Origin of the sequence: Methylosinus sp. C49, from assembly GCF_009936375.1 — a bacterium.
Lineage (GTDB): Bacteria > Pseudomonadota > Alphaproteobacteria > Rhizobiales > Beijerinckiaceae > Methylosinus.
In genome coordinates, this window is the sequence record NZ_AP022332.1 from 3098327 (window position 1) to 3115503 (window position 17177).

Sequence of the window (17177 nt, forward strand, 5' to 3'; positions counted from 1 at the left end):
TTGACAGTTGTCCGTAGTTTTAAACCGATCTCCTTCAAGCGGAGTTAACGTCTATGTGGTCGGGCTCCCGAAATCGAGGAAGCGCTTTCGCCGCGGGTCGAAAAGCGTTACTTCCTCGGGTCCGGCCCGAGAGGCCGGCGCGGTGCGCCACGAAAGAGACATCGAGAGCATGATCGACGTCGCGGTCCAGATGGACCCCCTGGACAAAATCAACTTTGCCGGAGATTCCACCTTCGCGCTGATGCTCGAGGCGCAAAGGCGCGGCCATCGCCTGTGGCACTACACGCCGGACAAGCTGTCGCTCGGCGCGGGACGGCTGAGCGCGCCGGCGCGGGAGATCGCCGTCTATGACGATGCCGCGCGCTATTACGAGCTGGGCGAGGAGCGCACGCTCGATCTCGCCAGGGTCGATGTCGTGCTGCTGCGCCAGGACCCGCCATTCGACCTCGCCTATATCACCTCGACGCATTTTCTGGAGAAGATCCAGTCGCGCACGCTCGTCGTCAATGATCCGTCCGCCGTGCGCAACGCGCCGGAAAAAGTCTTCGTCATGGAATTCTCCGATCTGATGCCGCCGACGCTGCTGACGCGCGACCGGGCGGCGATCGACGCGTTCCGCGCCGAGCATGGCGAGATCGTCATGAAGCCGCTCTACGGCCATGGCGGCGCCAGCGTGTTCAAGGTGGAGCCGGTCGATCCCAATTTCGGCTCGCTCTTCGATCTCTTTTCCGCGATCTTCCGCGAGCCCTGGGTGGTGCAGCGCTTTCTGCCGGCCGTCAGCAAGGGCGACAAGCGCATTTTGCTGGTGGACGGCGAGCCGCTCGGCGCGGTGAACCGCGTTCCGGCGGAGAACGACATTCGCTCCAACATGGTGCGCGGCGGCGCGGCGGCCTCGACGGCGCTGACCGAGCGCGAGCGCGAGATTTGCGCGCGGCTCGGTCCGGCGCTGCGCGAGCGCGGCCTGCTGTTCGTCGGCATAGACGTCATCGACGGCAATCTCACCGAGATCAACGTCACCTCGCCCACTGGCCTGCGGGCGCTCGCGCGGCTCGGCGGCCCCGACCTCGCCGCGCCGATCTTCGACGCGATCGAGGCCAAGCTCGCGAAGCTGCGCGCGCATGGCTGACGCGCGCAAGGCCGCGCTACGCACGCGGGACGAGCCTTTGAAGCCCGTGCGGCCGCAGCCGCCGAGCGCGCAGGGCCTGCGCGCAACGCTCGGCGAGAAAATCGCCGCGGTGAGCAAAGGCGCCAAGCCCGGCGAGCCGTCGCGCGCGGCCGTGGTCGAGATTTTGCGCAATGTGCTGGCCGAGAGCCATGGAATCGCGCGCGCCTATCTCGAATCCGGCGGCAAGGGCCTCGTCTGCGCGCGCTACCTCTCCGATCTCGAAGACGAGATCATCGGCGCGATCTATGATTATGTCGTGCGCTTCGTCTATGCCGCCGACAATCCGACTTTCGGCGAGCGGCTGACCATCGTCGCCGTCGGCGGCTATGGGCGCGGCACTCTGGCGCCCGGCTCCGATATCGATCTTCTGTTCCTGCTTCCCTATAAGCAGACGCCCTGGGGCGAGAGCGTCGTCGAGGCGATCCTCTATGTGCTCTGGGATTTGCGCCAGAAGGTCGGCCATTCGAGCCGCTCCGTCGCCGAATGCCTGCGCCAGGCGCGCGCCGACATCACCATACGCACCACAATATTGGAAGCGCGCTTCATCCTCGGCAGCTCGGAGCTCTTTCACGAGCTGCTCGAGAGCTTCGATCGCGAGATCATGCGCGTCGACGCGCGCGAGTTCGTCGCCGCCAAGCTCACGGAGCGCGACCAGCGCGTCTCACGCGCGGGCTCCTCGCGCTATCTCGTCGAGCCCAATGTCAAGGAGGGCAAGGGCGGACTGCGCGATCTGCACACGCTGTTCTGGATCGCCAAATATGTCTATCGCGTGCGCGAGCCGGAGGAGCTCGTCGCCGCGGGCCTCTTCACGCGCAGCGAGCTGACGCTGTTCCAGCGCTGCGAGGAATTTTTGTGGCGCGTGCGCTGCCAGCTGCATTTTTCGACGGGCCGCGCCGAGGAGCGCCTCTCCTTCGATCTGCAGCCCATGCTCGCCGCGAAATTCGGCTATCACGACCGCGCCGGCCTCTCGCGCACAGAGCGCTTCATGAAGCATTATTTCCTCGTCGCCAAGGACGTCGGCGATCTCACCGCCATCGTCTGCGCAGCGCTCGAGGCGCGCGAGGCCAAGCCGCCGGCCATGCTGGACCGCGTGCTCGGCCGGCTGCGGCGGCGCTCGCGCAAAATGCCGTCGGATGATTTCATCGTCGAGCATGATCGCGTCAATGTCTCCGCCGAGGACGTCTTCCGCCGCGATCCCGTCAATATCATTCGTCTGTTCTGGACCGCCGACCGCTATGGTCTCGCGATTCATCCAGACGCCGTGCGCGCCATCACGCGCTCGCTGCGGCTGATCGACTCCGATCTGCGCGCGAGCAAGGAGGCGAACCGGCTGTTCCTCGAGATTTTGCTGTCGCACAACACGACGGAGACCGTGCTGCGGCGCATGAACGAGACCGGCGTGCTCGGGCGCTTCATTCCCGAGTTCGGCCGCATCGTGGCGATGATGCAATTCAACATGTATCATCACTATACCGTCGACGAGCATCTCTTGCGCGCGGTGGGCGCACTGGCTGCGCTGGAATCGGGCCGCGGGCCGAAACAGGCCGCGCTCGCCAATGACATTCTGCCGACCATCTCCAATCGCAAGACGCTCTATCTCGGCCTGCTGCTGCACGACATCGCCAAGGGCCGCAAGGAGGACCATTCGGTGGCCGGCGCGACCATCGCGCATTCGCTGTGTCCGCGGCTCGGCTTCGATCCCGGCGATACGGATACGGTCGCCTGGCTGGTGCAGCATCATCTCCTGATGTCCAGCATAGCGCAGAGCCGCGATCTCTCCGACCGTCGCACGATCGAGAATTTCGCCGCCATCGTGCAGACGATGGAGCGACTGAAAATGCTGCTCGTGCTGACCATGTGCGACATTCACGCCGTCGGCCCCGGCGTGCTCGACGCCTGGAAGGCGCAGCTGCTCAACGTGCTCTATTGGGAGACAGAAGTAGTGCTCGGCGGCGGCCATTCGGCGGCCGATCGCAAGAGCCGCGTCGCCCATGCGAAGGAGGAGCTGCGCGCCGCGCTCTCAGATTGGAGCGAGAGCGATTTCGCCGCCTATTCGCAGCGGCATTACTCCGCCTATTGGCTGAAGGCCGATCTCTCCCGCAAGGTGCGCCATGCGCGCCTGCTCCGCGATTTGAAAGACGCCAAGGTGCCGCTCGTCACCACGGTCGATCTCGACACCAAGAGCGGCGCGGTGGAACTCACTGTCGTCGCGCAGGATCACCGGCGTCTGCTGTCGATCATCGCCGGCGCCTGCGCCGCGAGCGGCGCCAATATCGTCGACGCGCATATCTTCACCACGGCCGACGGGCTCGCGCTCGACACCATCTTCTTCTCGCGGGCCTTTCCGCTGGACGACGACGAATTGCGCCGCGCGCGCCGCGTCGCCGATTACATAGAGAAAGCGCTGCGCGGCGAGATCGCCATTTCCGAGGCAGTGGCCGCGCGCAGCGCGCAGCGCGGCTCTACCACGGCCTTCGACATTGCGCCGGGCGTCGTCATCGATAATAGCTTCGCCAATATGGCGACCGTCATCGAGGTCTCTGGCCTCGACCGCGTCGGCCTGCTCTTCGATCTGACCAACGCCATCTCCAATCTCAATCTCAACATCGGCTCCGCTCATATCGTGACCTTCGGCGAGCGGGCCGTGGACGCCTTCTATGTGACCGATCTGACCGGCGGGAAAATCGTCTCGCCCTCGCGTCAGGCGGCGATAAAGCGCCAATTGCTGGATGTCTTCGCGCTTCGCGTGCGAAAGGCCTCCGGCGGGGGCGCGGGCGCCGCCCCGACTTGATTTTGCGCGCTCCCGCACTGATATCGGGGGCGTTTCATCGCCAATGGAAGAGATCATGAGCGACGATAAGAAAAAGGACACGCAGGAAGAGGCTCGCGCCCGTCAGGCCGAGGACGCCGAGGCCTCCGCTCTGGCGCAGCCGGGCGCCGAATCCGACATCGCCGAGCCCGAGCCCTTCACCGAGCTCGAGAATCTCCACGCCGAGGTCGCGAGCTTGAAGGACAAGCTGCTGCGCACGCTCGCCGATATGGAGAATATGCGGCGGCGGGCCGATAAGGAGATCGCCGACGCCAAGACCTATGGCGTCACCAATTTCGCCCGCGAGATGCTGACCTTCGCCGATAATCTGCGCCGCGCGGTCGACAGCGTGCCGGCCCAGGCGCGCGATGGCCTCGAGCAGAGCGTGGCCACCTTCATCGAAGGCGTCGAGCTGACCGAGCGCGATTTCGTCTCCCGCCTCGCCCGCTTCGGCGTCAAGAAGATCGAGGCGCAGGGCCAGCGTTTCGACCCCAATCAGCACGAGGCGCTGTTCGAGATACCGGACGAGAGCGTGCCGCATGGCACGGTCGCCCAGGTGGTCGAGCCCGGCTATACGATCGGCGAGCGCGTGCTGCGCCCCGCCAAGGTCGGAATCTCGCGCGGCGGGCCGAAGGGCTGACCCGCGGTTGTTCGGACGACCGGGAGCGCGCGACGTGGATAACGCCGCGCGTCAAAGCCAATCATTGCGGCGAAAGCGCCAATAGAGCGTCGCACAGATCGCCACCGTCGCCGCGATGATGAGGAAATAGCCGTAGCGCCATTCGAGCTCCGGCATATTCTTGAAATTCATCCCATAAATGCCGGCGATCGCCGTCGGCACCGCGAGAATGGCGCCCCAGGCGGCGAGCCGCCGCGTGATGTGGGTCTGCTGCATCTGGCCGTTCATCAGGCTCGCCTCGAAGGCGAAAGCCAGCACCTCGCGCAATGTGGCGATCTGCTCGCGAACGCGCAGAATATGGTCGGTCACGTCACGAAAATGCGGACGCATGGCGGCGTCGATCGCCATCACTTCCGTATGCTCCAGGCGTTGGCAGACGTCGACCAGCGGCGCGACGGCATTGCCGAGCCGCAACAGATCGCGGCGCAGCGCATAGAGCCGATCGACATGCGCCTTGTCCGGCGATTGCGCGAGAATATGATCCTCTATCTCTTCGACTTCCGCATTGATCGTCGCCAGCACGGGAAAGTAATTGTCCACGATGAAGTCGAGTATCGCGTAGACGATATAATCCTCGCCCTCGGACAGACCATGCGGCGCCGCCTCGCATCGCTCGCGCACATGCGCATAGGAGCTGGAGGCGCCGTGGCGGATCGACAGCACATAGCCCTTGCCGACGAAGAGATGCGTCTCGCCGAAGGCAATGCGGCCATTCTCCATCTGCGCCGTGCGCGCGACGATGAAAAGACCCTCGCCATATTGCTCGAGCTTGGGATATTGATGCGCCTTGCCGGCGTCCTCTACCGCCAGAGGATGTAGATCGAACTGCCGCTGCACGCGCGCCAGCAGCTCGAAAGACGGCTCATAGAGGCCGATCCACACGACATGTCCGGGACGCGCGGCGAAGGCGCCAGCCTCCTCTATCTCTATATCCTGGAGTCGGCGGCCATCCACATAGACGGCCGCGGCGACCACGCCGGGCTCGCGCCCGACTCTCGGCGCAGCGCTCGATACACTCATGCTCGGGGCCTCGTCGGATGATAGACCGGCGACGATCTAAGCGCCGCCGCCGACGAAGGCAATCGCCCCTCTCCGCCGCGCTTCACATCAGCGCGCGAAAATCCTCGACCGTGATCGGCGCGACGACATTCTGCGCATCGTCCAAGATTTCGTAGAGCAGGCCCTTCCCATAGATGGTGAAGAAAACGATCACGTCCTGATCGCCGCCGCCCTCGCGATGCGGATCCTCCGTCGGCGGGCTCACCTTGTAGCTGCCCACCGGCCGCACCTCCTTTATCTCGTCATTGGCGTGATAGAGGCGGTGCTCGCCTTGAATCACGAAGGTTTTGTTCATTGTCTTGTGACGATGCAGCAAGATTTTCTCATTGGCGGCGAACTTGTACAAAACATGGACGATGCCGGCGTCGTCATCGATATTCAGCACGGAGAGCCAGAGGTGATCGACGCCCTCGAGGCGCTTCCATTCGATATTCTCATCGTCGAAAATGAATTTCGTCATCGCGCTTTCCTCCCGGTCCGAGGCGACCTCGCTCAGCCTGACGAAAGAGGCCGCGCCCCGCCATGGACGCACTCCCTGCGCGCGCCGGGCGAATTGCCCGAGAAGGCGCTCCGCCAAAGCCCACGCTCGCGCCTTACGAAAGTTTCATGCGGCCGCCACTGTGGCGTAAGCTCGCGAACACCATCTTCATCGTCGACAGGCGGACGCCCCGCCGCGCCACCGGCCGCAGCTCCCGAGTGAGAGAGCGCGCCGAGGGCAGATCGATGGAGACGGTTTGATGACCTTGCCTATGCTGTTTCGTCGAGCTCTCGCCACCAGCCGCACGGCGCGTTGGCGTCGTCCAGAAGGACGCCCGTTCCGCATGGCGCTGATGTCCGGCGCCGCGGCCTTCGCGCTCGGCGCGACGCTGCTCCCGGCCCAGACCCTCGCCTGGGGCCAGGCCCCCGCGACGCAGACCCAGACGCAGAGCCCCAGCCAGAGCGCGGCCCCGGTCGGCCCGCAATCTTTCGCCGATGTCGTCGAGCGGGTGAAGCCCGCCGTGGTCGCGATCAAGACCAAGGCGCTGGAGGCCGGCGGCGGCCCCGAGGAAGGCTTTCCCGGCGCGCCGCCCGAGCTTTCGCCGGATGATCCGCTCTATCGCTTCTTCCGCCGTTTCGGCGAGCCTCCGGGAGGCGGACGCGGCCGGCAGAAGCACATGACGCAGGCGCAAGGTTCCGGCTTCGTCATCACCAATGACGGCTATGTCGTCACCAATAATCATGTGGTCGACAATGCGACGCAGGTGGAGGTGACGTTCGACGACGGCCGCACGCTGCCCGCCAAGATCATCGGAACCGACAAGCGCACCGATCTCGCGCTGCTGAAGATCAACGACGGCAATAATCTCCCGCATGTCGATTGGGCGAGCTCCAGCCCGCGCGTCGGCGATTGGGTGATCGCCGTCGGCAATCCCTTCGGCCTCGGCGGCACGGTGACGGCGGGCATCGTCTCGGCGCGCGGCCGCGATATCGGCGCCGGCCCCTATGACGATTTCCTGCAGATCGACGCGCCGGTGAACCGCGGCAATTCGGGCGGCCCCTCCTTCGACGAGCGGGGACAGGTCGTCGGCGTCAACACGGCGATCTACTCGCCCTCCGGCGGCTCGGTCGGCATCGGCTTCGCGATACCGTCCGAGGTCGCCAAGGACGTCATCGCCGCGCTCAAGGACAAGGGACAGGTGGCGCGCGGCTGGATCGGCGTCTCCATCCAGCCGATCACGCCGGAGATCGCCGAGAGCCTGGGGCTCAAGACCAGCAAAGGCGCGCTGATCGCGCAGCCGCAACGCGGCGGACCGGCCGAGGCGGCCGGGCTGAAGGCCGGCGATGTCGTCACCGCCGTCGACGGCCAGAAGGTGGACGGCCCGCGCGACCTCGCCCGCCGCATAGCGACGCTCGGCCCCGGCAAGACGGCGGAGCTGACCTATCTGCGCAACGGCTCGGAAAAGAATGTGAAGCTGAAGCTCGGCAAGCTGCCGAGCGAGAAGGAGACCGCCGCCGCCGAATCCAATGACGACGGCGTCGAGCCCGGCGCGGCGCTGGCCGCCTATGGCATAGAGGTCGCCCCGGCGGCCGAGGTGCGCGGCGGCCGCGGCGGCGAGGGCCTCATCATCGTCGGCATAGACCCCAATGGCGCCGCCGCCCAGAAGGGCCTGCGCCAGGGCGATGTGATCGTCGAGGCCAATGGCCAGACGCTCAAAGGCCGCGGCGATCTGCAGGCGGCCATCGACTCGGCCAAGAAGGAGGGCCGCAAATCCGTCCTGCTGCGCGTGAAATCCCCGGAGGGCGCCCGCTTCGTCGCCCTTTCGGTCAATCCGGCGTCGTGACGGTGAGCGCGGAAAGCCGGAAAGGCAATTCCACCTCCCCCTCGAGGGGGGAGGTCGAGCGCCGCAGGCGCTCGGGAGGGGGTGACGCCCCGAGTCTTAGCCGCGAAACCCCACCCCGGATGGCTTCGCCATCCGACCCTCCCCCTAAAGGGGAGGGTGGACTCTAGAGCTTCTTGCGTGATCGGCCCGTTTTGCCCGCCCCCCGTGTAGCGGGCCAGCGCAAAGGAGGCGGCGGGAGGCGTTTCGTCTCCTCTCCCGCCGCGTCAGTCGCGGCAGGTCGGCGCGTATCGCCGGCCTGCCGTTTTTGTTCGAGGCGCGCTATATGAGTGAAATGCGAATATTGGTCGTCGAGGACGATTCGGAAGCCGGCGCCTATCTCGTTAAGGCGTTTCGCGAGCAAGGCCATGTCGCCGATCATGCGGCGGACGGGCTCTCCGGCTATGCGGCCGCGGCGGAAGGCCATTACGACGTGCTCGTCATCGACCGCATGCTGCCCAAGCTGGATGGACTCTCGCTGATCTCGGGCCTGCGCGAGCAGAAGATCGACACCCCTGCCCTCATCCTCTCCGCGCTCGGTCAGGTGGACGATCGCGTGCGCGGCCTGCGCGCCGGCGGCGACGATTATGTGTCCAAGCCCTACGCCTTCTCCGAGCTGCTCGCCCGCGTCGAGGCGCTGGCGCGCCGCCGCGGCGGGCCGAAGCCGGAGGAGACCGTCTATCGCGTCGGCGATCTCGAGCTCGATCGCCTCGCCCATAAAGTGGTGTCCGCCGGACAGGAGATCGTGCTGCAGCCGCGCGAGTTCCGCCTGCTCGAATATCTGATGAAGCACGCCGGCCAGGTGGTGACGCGCACCATGCTGCTCGAGAATGTCTGGGATTATCACTTCGATCCGCAGACCAATGTCATCGACGTCCACATCTCCAGACTGCGCTCCAAGATCGACAAGGGCCGCGAGACGCCGCTTTTGCACACGATCCGCGGCGCCGGATATATGATCCGTGAAGGCGCTCGTTAGACTCTTCCGCACGACGGCCTTCAAGCTGTCGCTCGCCTATCTGGTGCTGTTCGGCATCGGCGCCGCATTGGTGCTGACCCGTGTGCAGATCAATGTCGAGGACCTCTTCGACGAGCAGACCGCGCAGACGATCGACGCCGACATTCGCGGCCTCGCCGAGCAATATTCGGAAGGCGGCATTCGCCAGCTCGTCGAGGTGATCGAGCGCCGCGTGCGCACGCCCGGAGCCTCGCTCTATCTGGTCACGACCTTCTCCGGCGAGCTCGTCGTCGGCAATATCGCCGCTCTGCCGCCGGACCTGCCGGACGGCACCGAGCTGGTGGAGGCGCGCTATCAGCGGCGCGGCGAAACCGCCGCTCATCATCGCGCCATGATGCGGCTGTTCCAACTCCCCGGCGGCTTTCGCCTGCTCGTCGGCCATGATCTGCAAGACAGAAAGCTGCTGCGCGGCATATTGCGCCGCGCGCTGGTCGCCTCGCTGTTCTGGCTCATCGCCATCGGCACGCTCGGCGGACTCATCGTGGCGCGGCGCATTCTGGCGCGGCTCGACAAGCTCTCCGCCTCGGGACGCCGCATCATGTCCGGCGATCTCGAGCAGCGCCTGCCGCTGATGGGCGCGGACGACGAGCTGGACCGTCTCGCCGGCAATCTCAACGCCATGCTGGACCGCATCGGGCAGCTGATGGCGGGGCTGCGCGAGGTCTCCGACAATATCGCGCATGATCTCAAGACGCCGCTGACGCGCTTGCGCAATCGCGCCGACGCCGCGCTCCGCGCCGATCTCAGCGCCGCGCAATATCGCGATGCGCTGACCGATATGATCGAGGAATCCGACGCGCTCATCCGCATTTTCGACGCGCTGCTGATGATCGCCCGCGCCGAGGCCGGCTATTGCAGCGATTTCTCCAGCGATTTCGACGCCGGCCGCGTCGCCGCCGACATCGCCGAAATGTACGAGCCCGTCGCCGAGGAGCATGGCGCGCGCATAGACCTCGTCGCCGCCGACGGGCTGACGCTGCGCGGCAATCGCGAGCTGCTCGGGCAGGCGCTGGTCAATCTCGTCGACAATGCGCTGAAATATGGCGCGGCCGCGCCCGGCGCCGTCGTGCGCGTCGCGGCGCGGCGGGCGAGCGACGGCATAGAGATCGAGGTCTCCGATCGCGGCCCCGGCATAGCGGAGAAGGACCGCGACCGCGTGATCGGCCGCTTCGTGCGGCTCGAGAATTCGCGCTCGCGGCCGGGCTCCGGCCTCGGCCTGTCGCTCGCCGCCGCCGTGGCGCGCCTGCATGGCGGGACCTTGCGCATAGAGGACAATGCGCCGGGCCTGCGCGTCGTGCTGGCGCTGCCGCGCGCGGCGGCCAAGACCCATGCGCCGAGCGCTGCGCCCTCCCCTGCCGTTCCGCTGGCGCCGCCGGCGGAATAGCGCCTCAGTCGAGCTCGAATCTGTCCTTGTAATCCTTGCGCAGAGCGGGATCCTGATCCTCCTTGCGCAAATGGCAATTGCCGATGACGAGCGTCTCGATCTCCGTGCCCATGAAGCAGGCGAAGGCGTCCTCCGGCTTGCAGACGATCGGCTCGCCGCGCACATTGAAGCTGGTATTGACCAGCACGGGACAGCCCGTCAGCGCATGAAAGGCCGAGATCAGCGCGTGATAGCGCGGATTGGTCTCCTCATGCACCGTCTGCACGCGCGCGGAGCAATCGACATGCGTCACCGCAGGAATGACGCTGCGCGGCCGCTGCAAGCGCTCTATGCCGAACAGCGCCTCATCCTCCGCGCGGGTCGTGAGCCTGTGCTTCGTCGCGACATCGGCGACGAGCAGCATGTACGGCGAATCCTCGTCGAGATCGAACCAATCAGCGACATGCTCGCGCAGAACGGACGGCGCGAAGGGCCGGAAGGATTCGCGATATTTCACCTTGAGATTGAGCGTCCTCTGCATTTGCGGCGAGCGCGGATCGGCGAGAATGGAGCGCCCGCCGAGCGCGCGCGGGCCGAACTCCATGCGGCCCTGGAACCATCCCACCGCCCGGCCATCGGCGAGATCGCGCGCTGTCGCTGCAATGGTCTCCTCATCCGAGAGCGTCGTGAAGCGCGCGCCGCAATCGGCGAGGCGGCGCTCAATGTCGCTCTGAGAATAGGACGGCCCGAGATAGGCGCCCTGCATGGCGTCGCCTTCGCCGCAGGCGGCGCGCGGACGTCCATTGAAACCATGATAGGCGAGCAGCGCGGCTCCGAGCGCGCCGCCGGCGTCGCCGGCCGCCGGCTGAATCCAAATACGCTCGAAGCTCTTGTCGCGCAGCACCTTGCCATTGGCGACGCAATTGAGCGCGACGCCGCCGGCGAGGCAGAGATTGCGCGCGCCCGTCTCCGCCGCAAGCGCGCGCGTCAGGCGCAGCACGATCTCCTCCGTCACCGCCTGGATCGACGCGGCTATGTCCATATGACGCTGCGTCAGCTGCTCCTCCGGCGCGCGCGGCGGACCGCCGAACAGACGATGCAGCTTCTCGCTCGTCATGCGCAGCCCTGTGCAATAATCGAAATAGGATTGATCGAGACGGAATGTGCCGTCCTTCTTCAGATCGACGATGTGATCGAGAATGAGGCTCGCATATTTCGGCTCGCCATAGGGCGCGAGGCCCATGAGCTTATATTCGCCGCTATTGACCTTGAATCCCGTGTAATAGGTGAAGGCCGAATAGAGCAGGCCGAGCGAATGCGGAAAGCGCAATTCGCGCTGCATGGCGAGCTTCGCGCCGTCGCCGAAGGCGACCGACGTCGTCGCCCATTCGCCGACGCCGTCCATCGTCAGCACGACAGCCTCGTCGAAGGGCGAGGGATAGAAGGCGCTCGCCGCATGGCTGAGATGATGCTCGGCGAAGAGGAGACGCGCGCGCCAATCGACATTGGGCGCGTGATGCTTCAGCTTTTGCGCGAGCAGCGATTTTTGAAACAGCTTGTCGCGCAGCCACACCGGCAGAGCGGTCGCAAAAGACTGAAACCCGCGCGGCGCGAAGGACATATAGGTCTCGAGCAGACGCTCGAACTTCACGAAAGGCTTGTCGTAGAAGGCGACGTGATCGATGTCCTTCGCCTCGACGCCAGCGGCGGCGAGGCAATAATCGATGGCGCTGGCGGGGAAGCGCGCATCATGCTTGACGCGAGAGAAGCGCTCTTCCTGCGCGGCGGCGACGATGCGTCCATCCTCGATCAACGCGGCCGCGCTGTCGTGATAGAAGGCGGAAACGCCCAGAATTCGCACGAGCGATCAAAACAGCGTGTAAATGAAAGGAGCGACCGCCGTTCCCTGCAGCAGCATCAGCCCGCCGAGCAGCATCATCACGCCGAGCACCGGCGCCATCCAATATTTCTTGCGGCTCGCGACGAAATCCCACAGCTCGAGAACCATATCCATCGCATTCGTCCCCTGTCAGAAATTGCTTTTCCGGTCAAAATTGCTTGCGCATGTCGGAGGCGCCGTCCGCATCGCCGCGCAGCGTCCAATAGCTCTCCGCCGCCTTGTCGAAGCGCAGCGCGAGCGGATCATGCCCGCGCAGACGAAAGAGAATTGCGATCGGCGTCAGCACGCCGAAGAATATTACGGCCATGACGATCGGATTGACGATTTTGTGAAGCGTCGATCCGAAGGCGAGCCAGAGATCATTGAGCGCTGCGAGCCGCTTCGGCGCGATGAAGGCGAGCGCCGCGAAAACCGTGGCGACGGCGAGCGCCCAAAGATGCGGAGAGTCGTTTCGCCACATCGGCGCCAGCGCAAGAATGGTCAGCGCGGCGGCGATCACCAGGCCGAAGGAACGATCGGAACCACGCTCGACCGGCCGATCCGAAGTGAGGGCTTCATGCGTCATCTTATGGCGCTATCCCCTAAAAAAACTGTAGAAACGCGTCGTCACCGAAACCTCGTGAGGCTTAGGCGATGAAAAGTGGAGCGTCAATTACGGGGTATCCCCATCCGCGTCCGCAGATCGATGTAGAAGATTGAGCGGCAAGACGTTTCGACGATCGCACGACTTTGCGCCCCGGCCTCGCGACGCGGGCGAGCCTGTGGATTACCTTCGACAAAAGGCCGGGCGCCTTGCGAAATAGGCGACCGCAGCGCGCTTTCGGCTTGCGCGCGACAAAAAAAAGGACCTTAATTCATGGGTTGTCGGAAAGGGGCCTGCAATGACCTCATCCCTTTATATCATCAATCCCGCTGCAGATTTTCCAACCTACTTCGGCGCAGAGATTCTCGTCGCCTCCGGCCGGCCGTCCGGCGTGATGATGGCCGATCTCTCATCGACCACCGTCGCCGCAATGGCGCCGCGCGACTTCGCGATCGAGATCAGCGACGAGGGCGTCGCGCCCGTGAATTTCGATCATGAGGCGGATTGGATTTGCGTCACCGGCAAGGTAAGCCAGCGCCGCCGCATGATCGCCATCGCCGACGAATTTCGCCGCCGTGGCAAGAAGGTCATCATCGGCGGGCCATACGCCAGCCTCAGTCCCGATCATCTCGCCGCGCATTGCGACGTCCTTGTGAGCGGCGAGATCGAGGAGATTTCGGAAGAATTCTTCAGCGATCTGCGCCGCGGGCGGCCGCGTGATCGCTACATCGGCGACAAGCCTTCGCTGGCGACGAGCCCGATCCCGCGCTGGGATCTCTATCCCAATCATCGCGCCATGCTCGGCGCCGTGCAGACCTCGCGCGGCTGTCCGTTCGAATGCGAATTCTGCGACGTCATCCAATATCTCGGCCGCAAGCAGCGCCACAAGCCCATCGCCAATGTGATCGCCGAGCTCGACGCTCTTTGGGCGCATGGCTTTCGCGCGACATTCTTGGCGGACGATAATTTCACCGCCTATCGCGCCCATTGCAAGGAGCTGCTGGAGGCGATGGCGCATTGGCGGCGCAATGGCCATCAAATGGATTTCGTCACGCAAATCTCCATCGACGCGACGCGCGATGCGGAGCTGATGGACATGCTGGTCGAGGCCGGCGTGCATCAAGTGTTCATCGGCATTGAGACGCCCAATCTCGACAGCCTGCGCGAGACCGGCAAGAAGCAGAATTTAAAGATCGATATTCCAAGCGAGGTCCAGAAGCTCATCGACCGCGGCGTTTCGGTGATGGGCGGCATGATCGTCGGCTTCGATCACGACGGGCCGAATGTGTTTTCGCAACAATATGAATTCGCCATGTCGACGCCGATCCCCATCTTCAGCCTCGGCGCGCTGATGGCCTCGGAGGCGACGCCGCTCTTCGATCGCATCACCGCCGAGGGGCGCCTGCTGCAAGGCACGGTGGAGACGCAAGCGGTGCCCTGGGGCTCCAATATCCGCCCGGTGACGATGAGCATGGACGAGCTCAACTCCGGCCTGCACAATCTCTGCAATGCGCTCTATTCGCCGGCGGCCTTCGGCGAGCGCATGCTGAATTTCATTCACAGCTTCGGCCGCGCGCGCGATCTGAGCGGCGAGAAGCTGCCGGAGTTCGAGAGCTTCCGCGAAGTGGAGCGGCAGGCGATGGAGATCGCCGCCGACGTGCGCCGTCTCGGCGACGCCGAAGGGCGCATGTGGAACAAAGTGTGGGGCGCGGCGCTGCGCAAGCCGGCGACGGCGAAAATCGTCGGGCGCATCATGTTCCAATATGCGCAGGCGCGGCATATGTTCGACCGCGGCAACTATTGGGAGCCGCAGCTCGCCTATGCGCCGCCGCGGCGGGAGATGGCGGAAGCCGCGGCGGAGTGACGGCGGGGCCGGCGTCTGTCGTCATTCGCGCGGCCTCTTCGCCTCCTCAATGCAGCGACGTCCGCGCGCCTTGCGCGGAAATCGCGCGCGTCGTCGGCCGCACGGGGATGCGCAGCATCGCGATCGTGCCGATGCCCACATGCGAGCGAATGCGCAGCGCGCCGCCATGCAGCGCCATCAGCGAGCGCGCGATGGCGAGGCCGAGGCCGGAGCCTTTCATCCCATTCTCTATGACCGCGATCGGCTGCTCGAAGGGCCGGCCGAGCTTGGGGATGGCGGCTTTCTCAATGCCGCAGCCATCGTCCTCGACGAAAATGGCGACAGAGCGCGCGAGCCGCCGCGCGCGCACGCGCACGGCGCCGCCAGCCGAGGTGAATTTCAGACTGTTGGAGACGAGCACGCCGATCGATTTGACGATCGCGTCGTGGTCGCCATAACAGCGCAGCCCGTCCCGCGCGTCGACGCTGATCTCGACGTGCTTCGTCTCGGCGTTGTGGCGGAAGCGCTCCACCGTGGCGCGCACGGCGCCGGAGACGTCCACCTCGCGCTGATCGAGCCGCACGCGGCCGGCCTCGAGCCGCGACATGTCGAGAATGTCGGTCAGCACATCGAGCAGATAGCGGCCACCCTGATGGATATGGTTGCAATATTCGACATATTTGGTCGAGCCGAGCTCGCCGAACACCTGCGCCTGCATCATCTCCGAGAAGCCGATGATGGCGTTGAGCGGCGTGCGCAGCTCATGGCTCATATTAGCGAGAAATTCGGACTTGGCCTGATAGGCCGCCTCGGCCTCGCCCTTCTGAAGATGATATTGCTCGGCCAGCGTCGCCAGCTGCTGCGCCTGCGCCTCCAGCGTCTGCCGCGATTTCAGGAGATCGGCGACGCTCGCCGTCAGCCGGCGCTCGGAATCGATGAGCTTTTCCTGATTGCGCTTCAGCGCGGTGATGTCGGCGCCGACGGAGACATAGCCGCCGTCCTTGGTCCGGCGCTCGCTGATCTGCAGCCAACGGCCATCAGCCAGCCGCGCCTCATAGGTGCGCTCGCTCGTCGTTGCGCCCTGGTCCGAAACGATCTGCGTCTCGGCCAGCGCGGCGGAAGCGCTCGCCATTATGCGCGCATAGCTCGCGCCCGGCGCCGCCGCCTCGGCGGCGAGGCCATGCAGCGCCAAAAACTTCGAATTGCAGGCGACGAGCCGATTATGCGCGTCCCACAGCACGAAGGCTTCGGAGATCGTCTCTATGGCGTCGCGCAGCCGCATATCGGCCGTCGCCGCGCCTTCCACCAGCGCGCGCTGCTCGGAAATATCGACGGCGACGCCGACGAGGCGCTTGCCGCCCTGCGCATCTTCGATCAATTCGGCGCAGGCGCGCAGCCACAAAAACTCGCCGCGCGCATTGCGGATACGGAACTCGTGATCCATGCCGCGCGAGCCGGAGGCGACGATCGTCTCGACAATGGCGACGAGATCGCCGTCCTGGGGATGCAGCCGCATCTTCAATTCGCCGAAGGAGAGCGAGCGTTGCTCGGCGTCGAGGCCGAGCAGGCCGAACATGGAATCGGACCAATGAATGCGCCCGCGCGCAATGTCCCAATCCCACAGGCCGCAGCGGCCGGAGCCGAGCGCCGCGTCGACGCGCCGGCGCAGATCGATCTGCGCGCGCTCGGCGAGCGCCGCGCGACGCGCCTCGCGGCGAAAGGCGAAGAGGCCGACCGCAGTGGCGGAAGCCGCAGCCGCGGACAGCGCCGCATAGAGGGCGACGAGGCCGCGCCATTCGGCCAGCGCCGCGTCATAGGAGAGAATCGCCGCCAATTGCCCGCCGCTTTGCCCTGGCGAAAGATTGCGCACAGTGGCGAGCGCCTTGCGCCCATCGGCGAGGGTGACGCGCATGACGCCGGCCTTCTCGCCGAATTCGGTCAATAGCTGCTCGGCGCCGAGCAGATCGGCGAGCATGCCGGAGGCGACCAGCGGCGCCGTCGCGGCGACGATATGGCCCGCCCCATCGGCGACAGCGACGCGGCGTCCGCGCGTCGCGGCATAGTCCGGCAGCGTCGCAGCGCCGCCGCGCAGCGTCGTCTCCACGTCGCGCGAGACGGCGCGCGCGAAAATCTCGAGCTCCTGCGCCGCCTCCGCCAGAGTGCGCTCATGCGCGGCTTCGGCCAGAAGGAGCAGCAGAGCGCCGAATGCTATGGCGCAAGTTCCGAGCGCGAGCGCCAGCTGGCGCGCGCTCGGCGTTTTTGCGATCAGCCGGCCGATGCTCGAGGAGGCCGCAGCGCTCCATGACGTATCGGCGCAAGTCGTCGTGTTGGCCGCGCGCCCACGCGCCATTTTCTCTAATCCCCGCAGTTTGTCGAAGAGGGGGAAAAACGCGCCGCATCC

13 protein-coding genes are annotated in these 17177 nt (G+C 65.4%); 7 read left to right on the forward strand and 6 right to left on the reverse strand.

Features of this window, described 5'->3' with window-relative positions:
• Positions 1–169 precede the first annotated feature (169 nt).
• The 3 genes from gshB to grpE are packed head-to-tail and all read left to right on the forward strand — an operon-like array spanning position 170 to position 4614.
• Positions 170–1126 (forward strand): glutathione synthase, encoded by a 957-nt coding sequence (gene gshB / locus GYH34_RS14700; protein WP_161914223.1) that lies wholly within the window; start codon positions 170–172, stop codon positions 1124–1126.
• On the forward strand, positions 1119–3956 hold the full coding sequence (locus tag GYH34_RS14705) for a [protein-PII] uridylyltransferase (protein WP_161914224.1): 2838 nt from the start codon (positions 1119–1121) through the stop codon (positions 3954–3956). The genes gshB and GYH34_RS14705 overlap by 8 nt, the downstream gene beginning before the upstream one ends.
• Before the next feature lie 55 nt (positions 3957–4011).
• On the forward strand, positions 4012–4614 hold the full coding sequence (grpE, locus tag GYH34_RS14710) for a nucleotide exchange factor GrpE (RefSeq protein ID WP_174242411.1): 603 nt from the start codon (positions 4012–4014) through the stop codon (positions 4612–4614).
• A gap of 51 nt (positions 4615–4665) precedes the next feature.
• Here the strand turns inward: grpE and corA are convergent, their stop codons facing one another.
• Positions 4666–5673 carry a magnesium/cobalt transporter CorA gene (gene corA, locus GYH34_RS14715; RefSeq protein WP_161914226.1) on the reverse strand — a complete coding sequence of 336 codons (1008 nt, stop codon included), beginning with the start codon at positions 5671–5673 and terminating at the stop codon, positions 4666–4668.
• An 82-nt stretch (positions 5674–5755) separates the two neighbouring features.
• Complete coding sequence (locus GYH34_RS14720) at positions 5756–6172, reverse strand: regulator (protein WP_161914227.1); 417 nt, start codon at positions 6170–6172, stop codon at positions 5756–5758.
• Between the two features lie 277 nt (positions 6173–6449).
• On the opposite strand from GYH34_RS14720, the gene GYH34_RS14725 reads away from it, so the two are divergent.
• The 3 genes from GYH34_RS14725 (at position 6450) to GYH34_RS14735 (ending at position 10471) form a co-directional block, all read left to right on the forward strand.
• Complete coding sequence (locus tag GYH34_RS14725; RefSeq protein ID WP_161914228.1) at positions 6450–8033, forward strand: Do family serine endopeptidase; 1584 nt, start codon at positions 6450–6452, stop codon at positions 8031–8033.
• A gap of 331 nt (positions 8034–8364) precedes the next feature.
• On the forward strand, positions 8365–9048 hold the full coding sequence (locus GYH34_RS14730) for a response regulator transcription factor (protein WP_036291175.1): 684 nt from the start codon (positions 8365–8367) through the stop codon (positions 9046–9048).
• Positions 9032–10471, forward strand: a complete 1440-nt coding sequence (locus GYH34_RS14735) for an ATP-binding protein (protein ID WP_161914229.1) — start codon at positions 9032–9034, stop codon at positions 10469–10471. The genes GYH34_RS14730 and GYH34_RS14735 overlap by 17 nt, the downstream gene beginning before the upstream one ends.
• Positions 10472–10475: 4 nt before the next feature.
• Here the strand turns inward: GYH34_RS14735 and GYH34_RS14740 are convergent, their stop codons facing one another.
• From GYH34_RS14740 to GYH34_RS14745, 3 genes are read right to left on the reverse strand one after another with little or no spacing between them, the layout of a single operon-like run.
• A complete protein-coding gene (locus GYH34_RS14740; protein WP_161914230.1) occupies positions 10476–12311 on the reverse strand; it encodes a carbamoyltransferase in 1836 nt (611 codons plus the stop codon).
• Between the two features lie 6 nt (positions 12312–12317).
• Complete coding sequence (locus GYH34_RS21750) at positions 12318–12464, reverse strand: DUF5989 family protein (RefSeq protein WP_166141878.1); 147 nt, start codon at positions 12462–12464, stop codon at positions 12318–12320.
• A 34-nt stretch (positions 12465–12498) separates the two neighbouring features.
• Positions 12499–12915 (reverse strand): SxtJ family membrane protein, encoded by a 417-nt coding sequence (locus GYH34_RS14745; RefSeq protein WP_161914231.1) that lies wholly within the window; start codon positions 12913–12915, stop codon positions 12499–12501.
• 316 nt (positions 12916–13231) lie between these two features.
• On the opposite strand from GYH34_RS14745, the gene GYH34_RS14750 reads away from it, so the two are divergent.
• Positions 13232–14797, forward strand: a complete 1566-nt coding sequence (locus GYH34_RS14750) for a radical SAM protein (RefSeq protein WP_161914232.1) — start codon at positions 13232–13234, stop codon at positions 14795–14797.
• A gap of 46 nt (positions 14798–14843) precedes the next feature.
• Here GYH34_RS14750 and GYH34_RS14755 read toward each other — a convergent pair whose 3' ends face one another.
• Complete coding sequence (locus GYH34_RS14755; RefSeq protein ID WP_161914233.1) at positions 14844–17126, reverse strand: PAS domain-containing sensor histidine kinase; 2283 nt, start codon at positions 17124–17126, stop codon at positions 14844–14846.
• Positions 17127–17177: the final 51 nt, after the last annotated feature.

Bases quoted from the DNA above. Each gene is read 5' to 3' on its own strand.
- gshB (WP_161914223.1), top strand. From the start codon at position 170: ATGATCGACGTCGCGGTCCAGATGGACCCCCTGGACAAAATCAACTTT.
- GYH34_RS14705 (WP_161914224.1), top strand. From the start codon at position 1,119: ATGGCTGACGCGCGCAAGGCCGCGCTACGCACGCGGGACGAGCCTTTG.
- grpE (WP_174242411.1), top strand. From the start codon at position 4,012: ATGAGCGACGATAAGAAAAAGGACACGCAGGAAGAGGCTCGCGCCCGT.
- corA (WP_161914226.1), bottom strand. From the start codon at position 5,673: ATGAGTGTATCGAGCGCTGCGCCGAGAGTCGGGCGCGAGCCCGGCGTG.
- GYH34_RS14720 (WP_161914227.1), bottom strand. From the start codon at position 6,172: ATGACGAAATTCATTTTCGACGATGAGAATATCGAATGGAAGCGCCTC.
- GYH34_RS14725 (WP_161914228.1), top strand. From the start codon at position 6,450: ATGACCTTGCCTATGCTGTTTCGTCGAGCTCTCGCCACCAGCCGCACG.
- GYH34_RS14730 (WP_036291175.1), top strand. From the start codon at position 8,365: ATGCGAATATTGGTCGTCGAGGACGATTCGGAAGCCGGCGCCTATCTC.
- GYH34_RS21750 (WP_166141878.1), bottom strand. From the start codon at position 12,464: ATGGATATGGTTCTCGAGCTGTGGGATTTCGTCGCGAGCCGCAAGAAA.
- GYH34_RS14745 (WP_161914231.1), bottom strand. From the start codon at position 12,915: ATGACGCATGAAGCCCTCACTTCGGATCGGCCGGTCGAGCGTGGTTCC.
- GYH34_RS14750 (WP_161914232.1), top strand. From the start codon at position 13,232: ATGACCTCATCCCTTTATATCATCAATCCCGCTGCAGATTTTCCAACC.
- GYH34_RS14755 (WP_161914233.1), bottom strand. From the start codon at position 17,126: ATGGCGCGTGGGCGCGCGGCCAACACGACGACTTGCGCCGATACGTCA.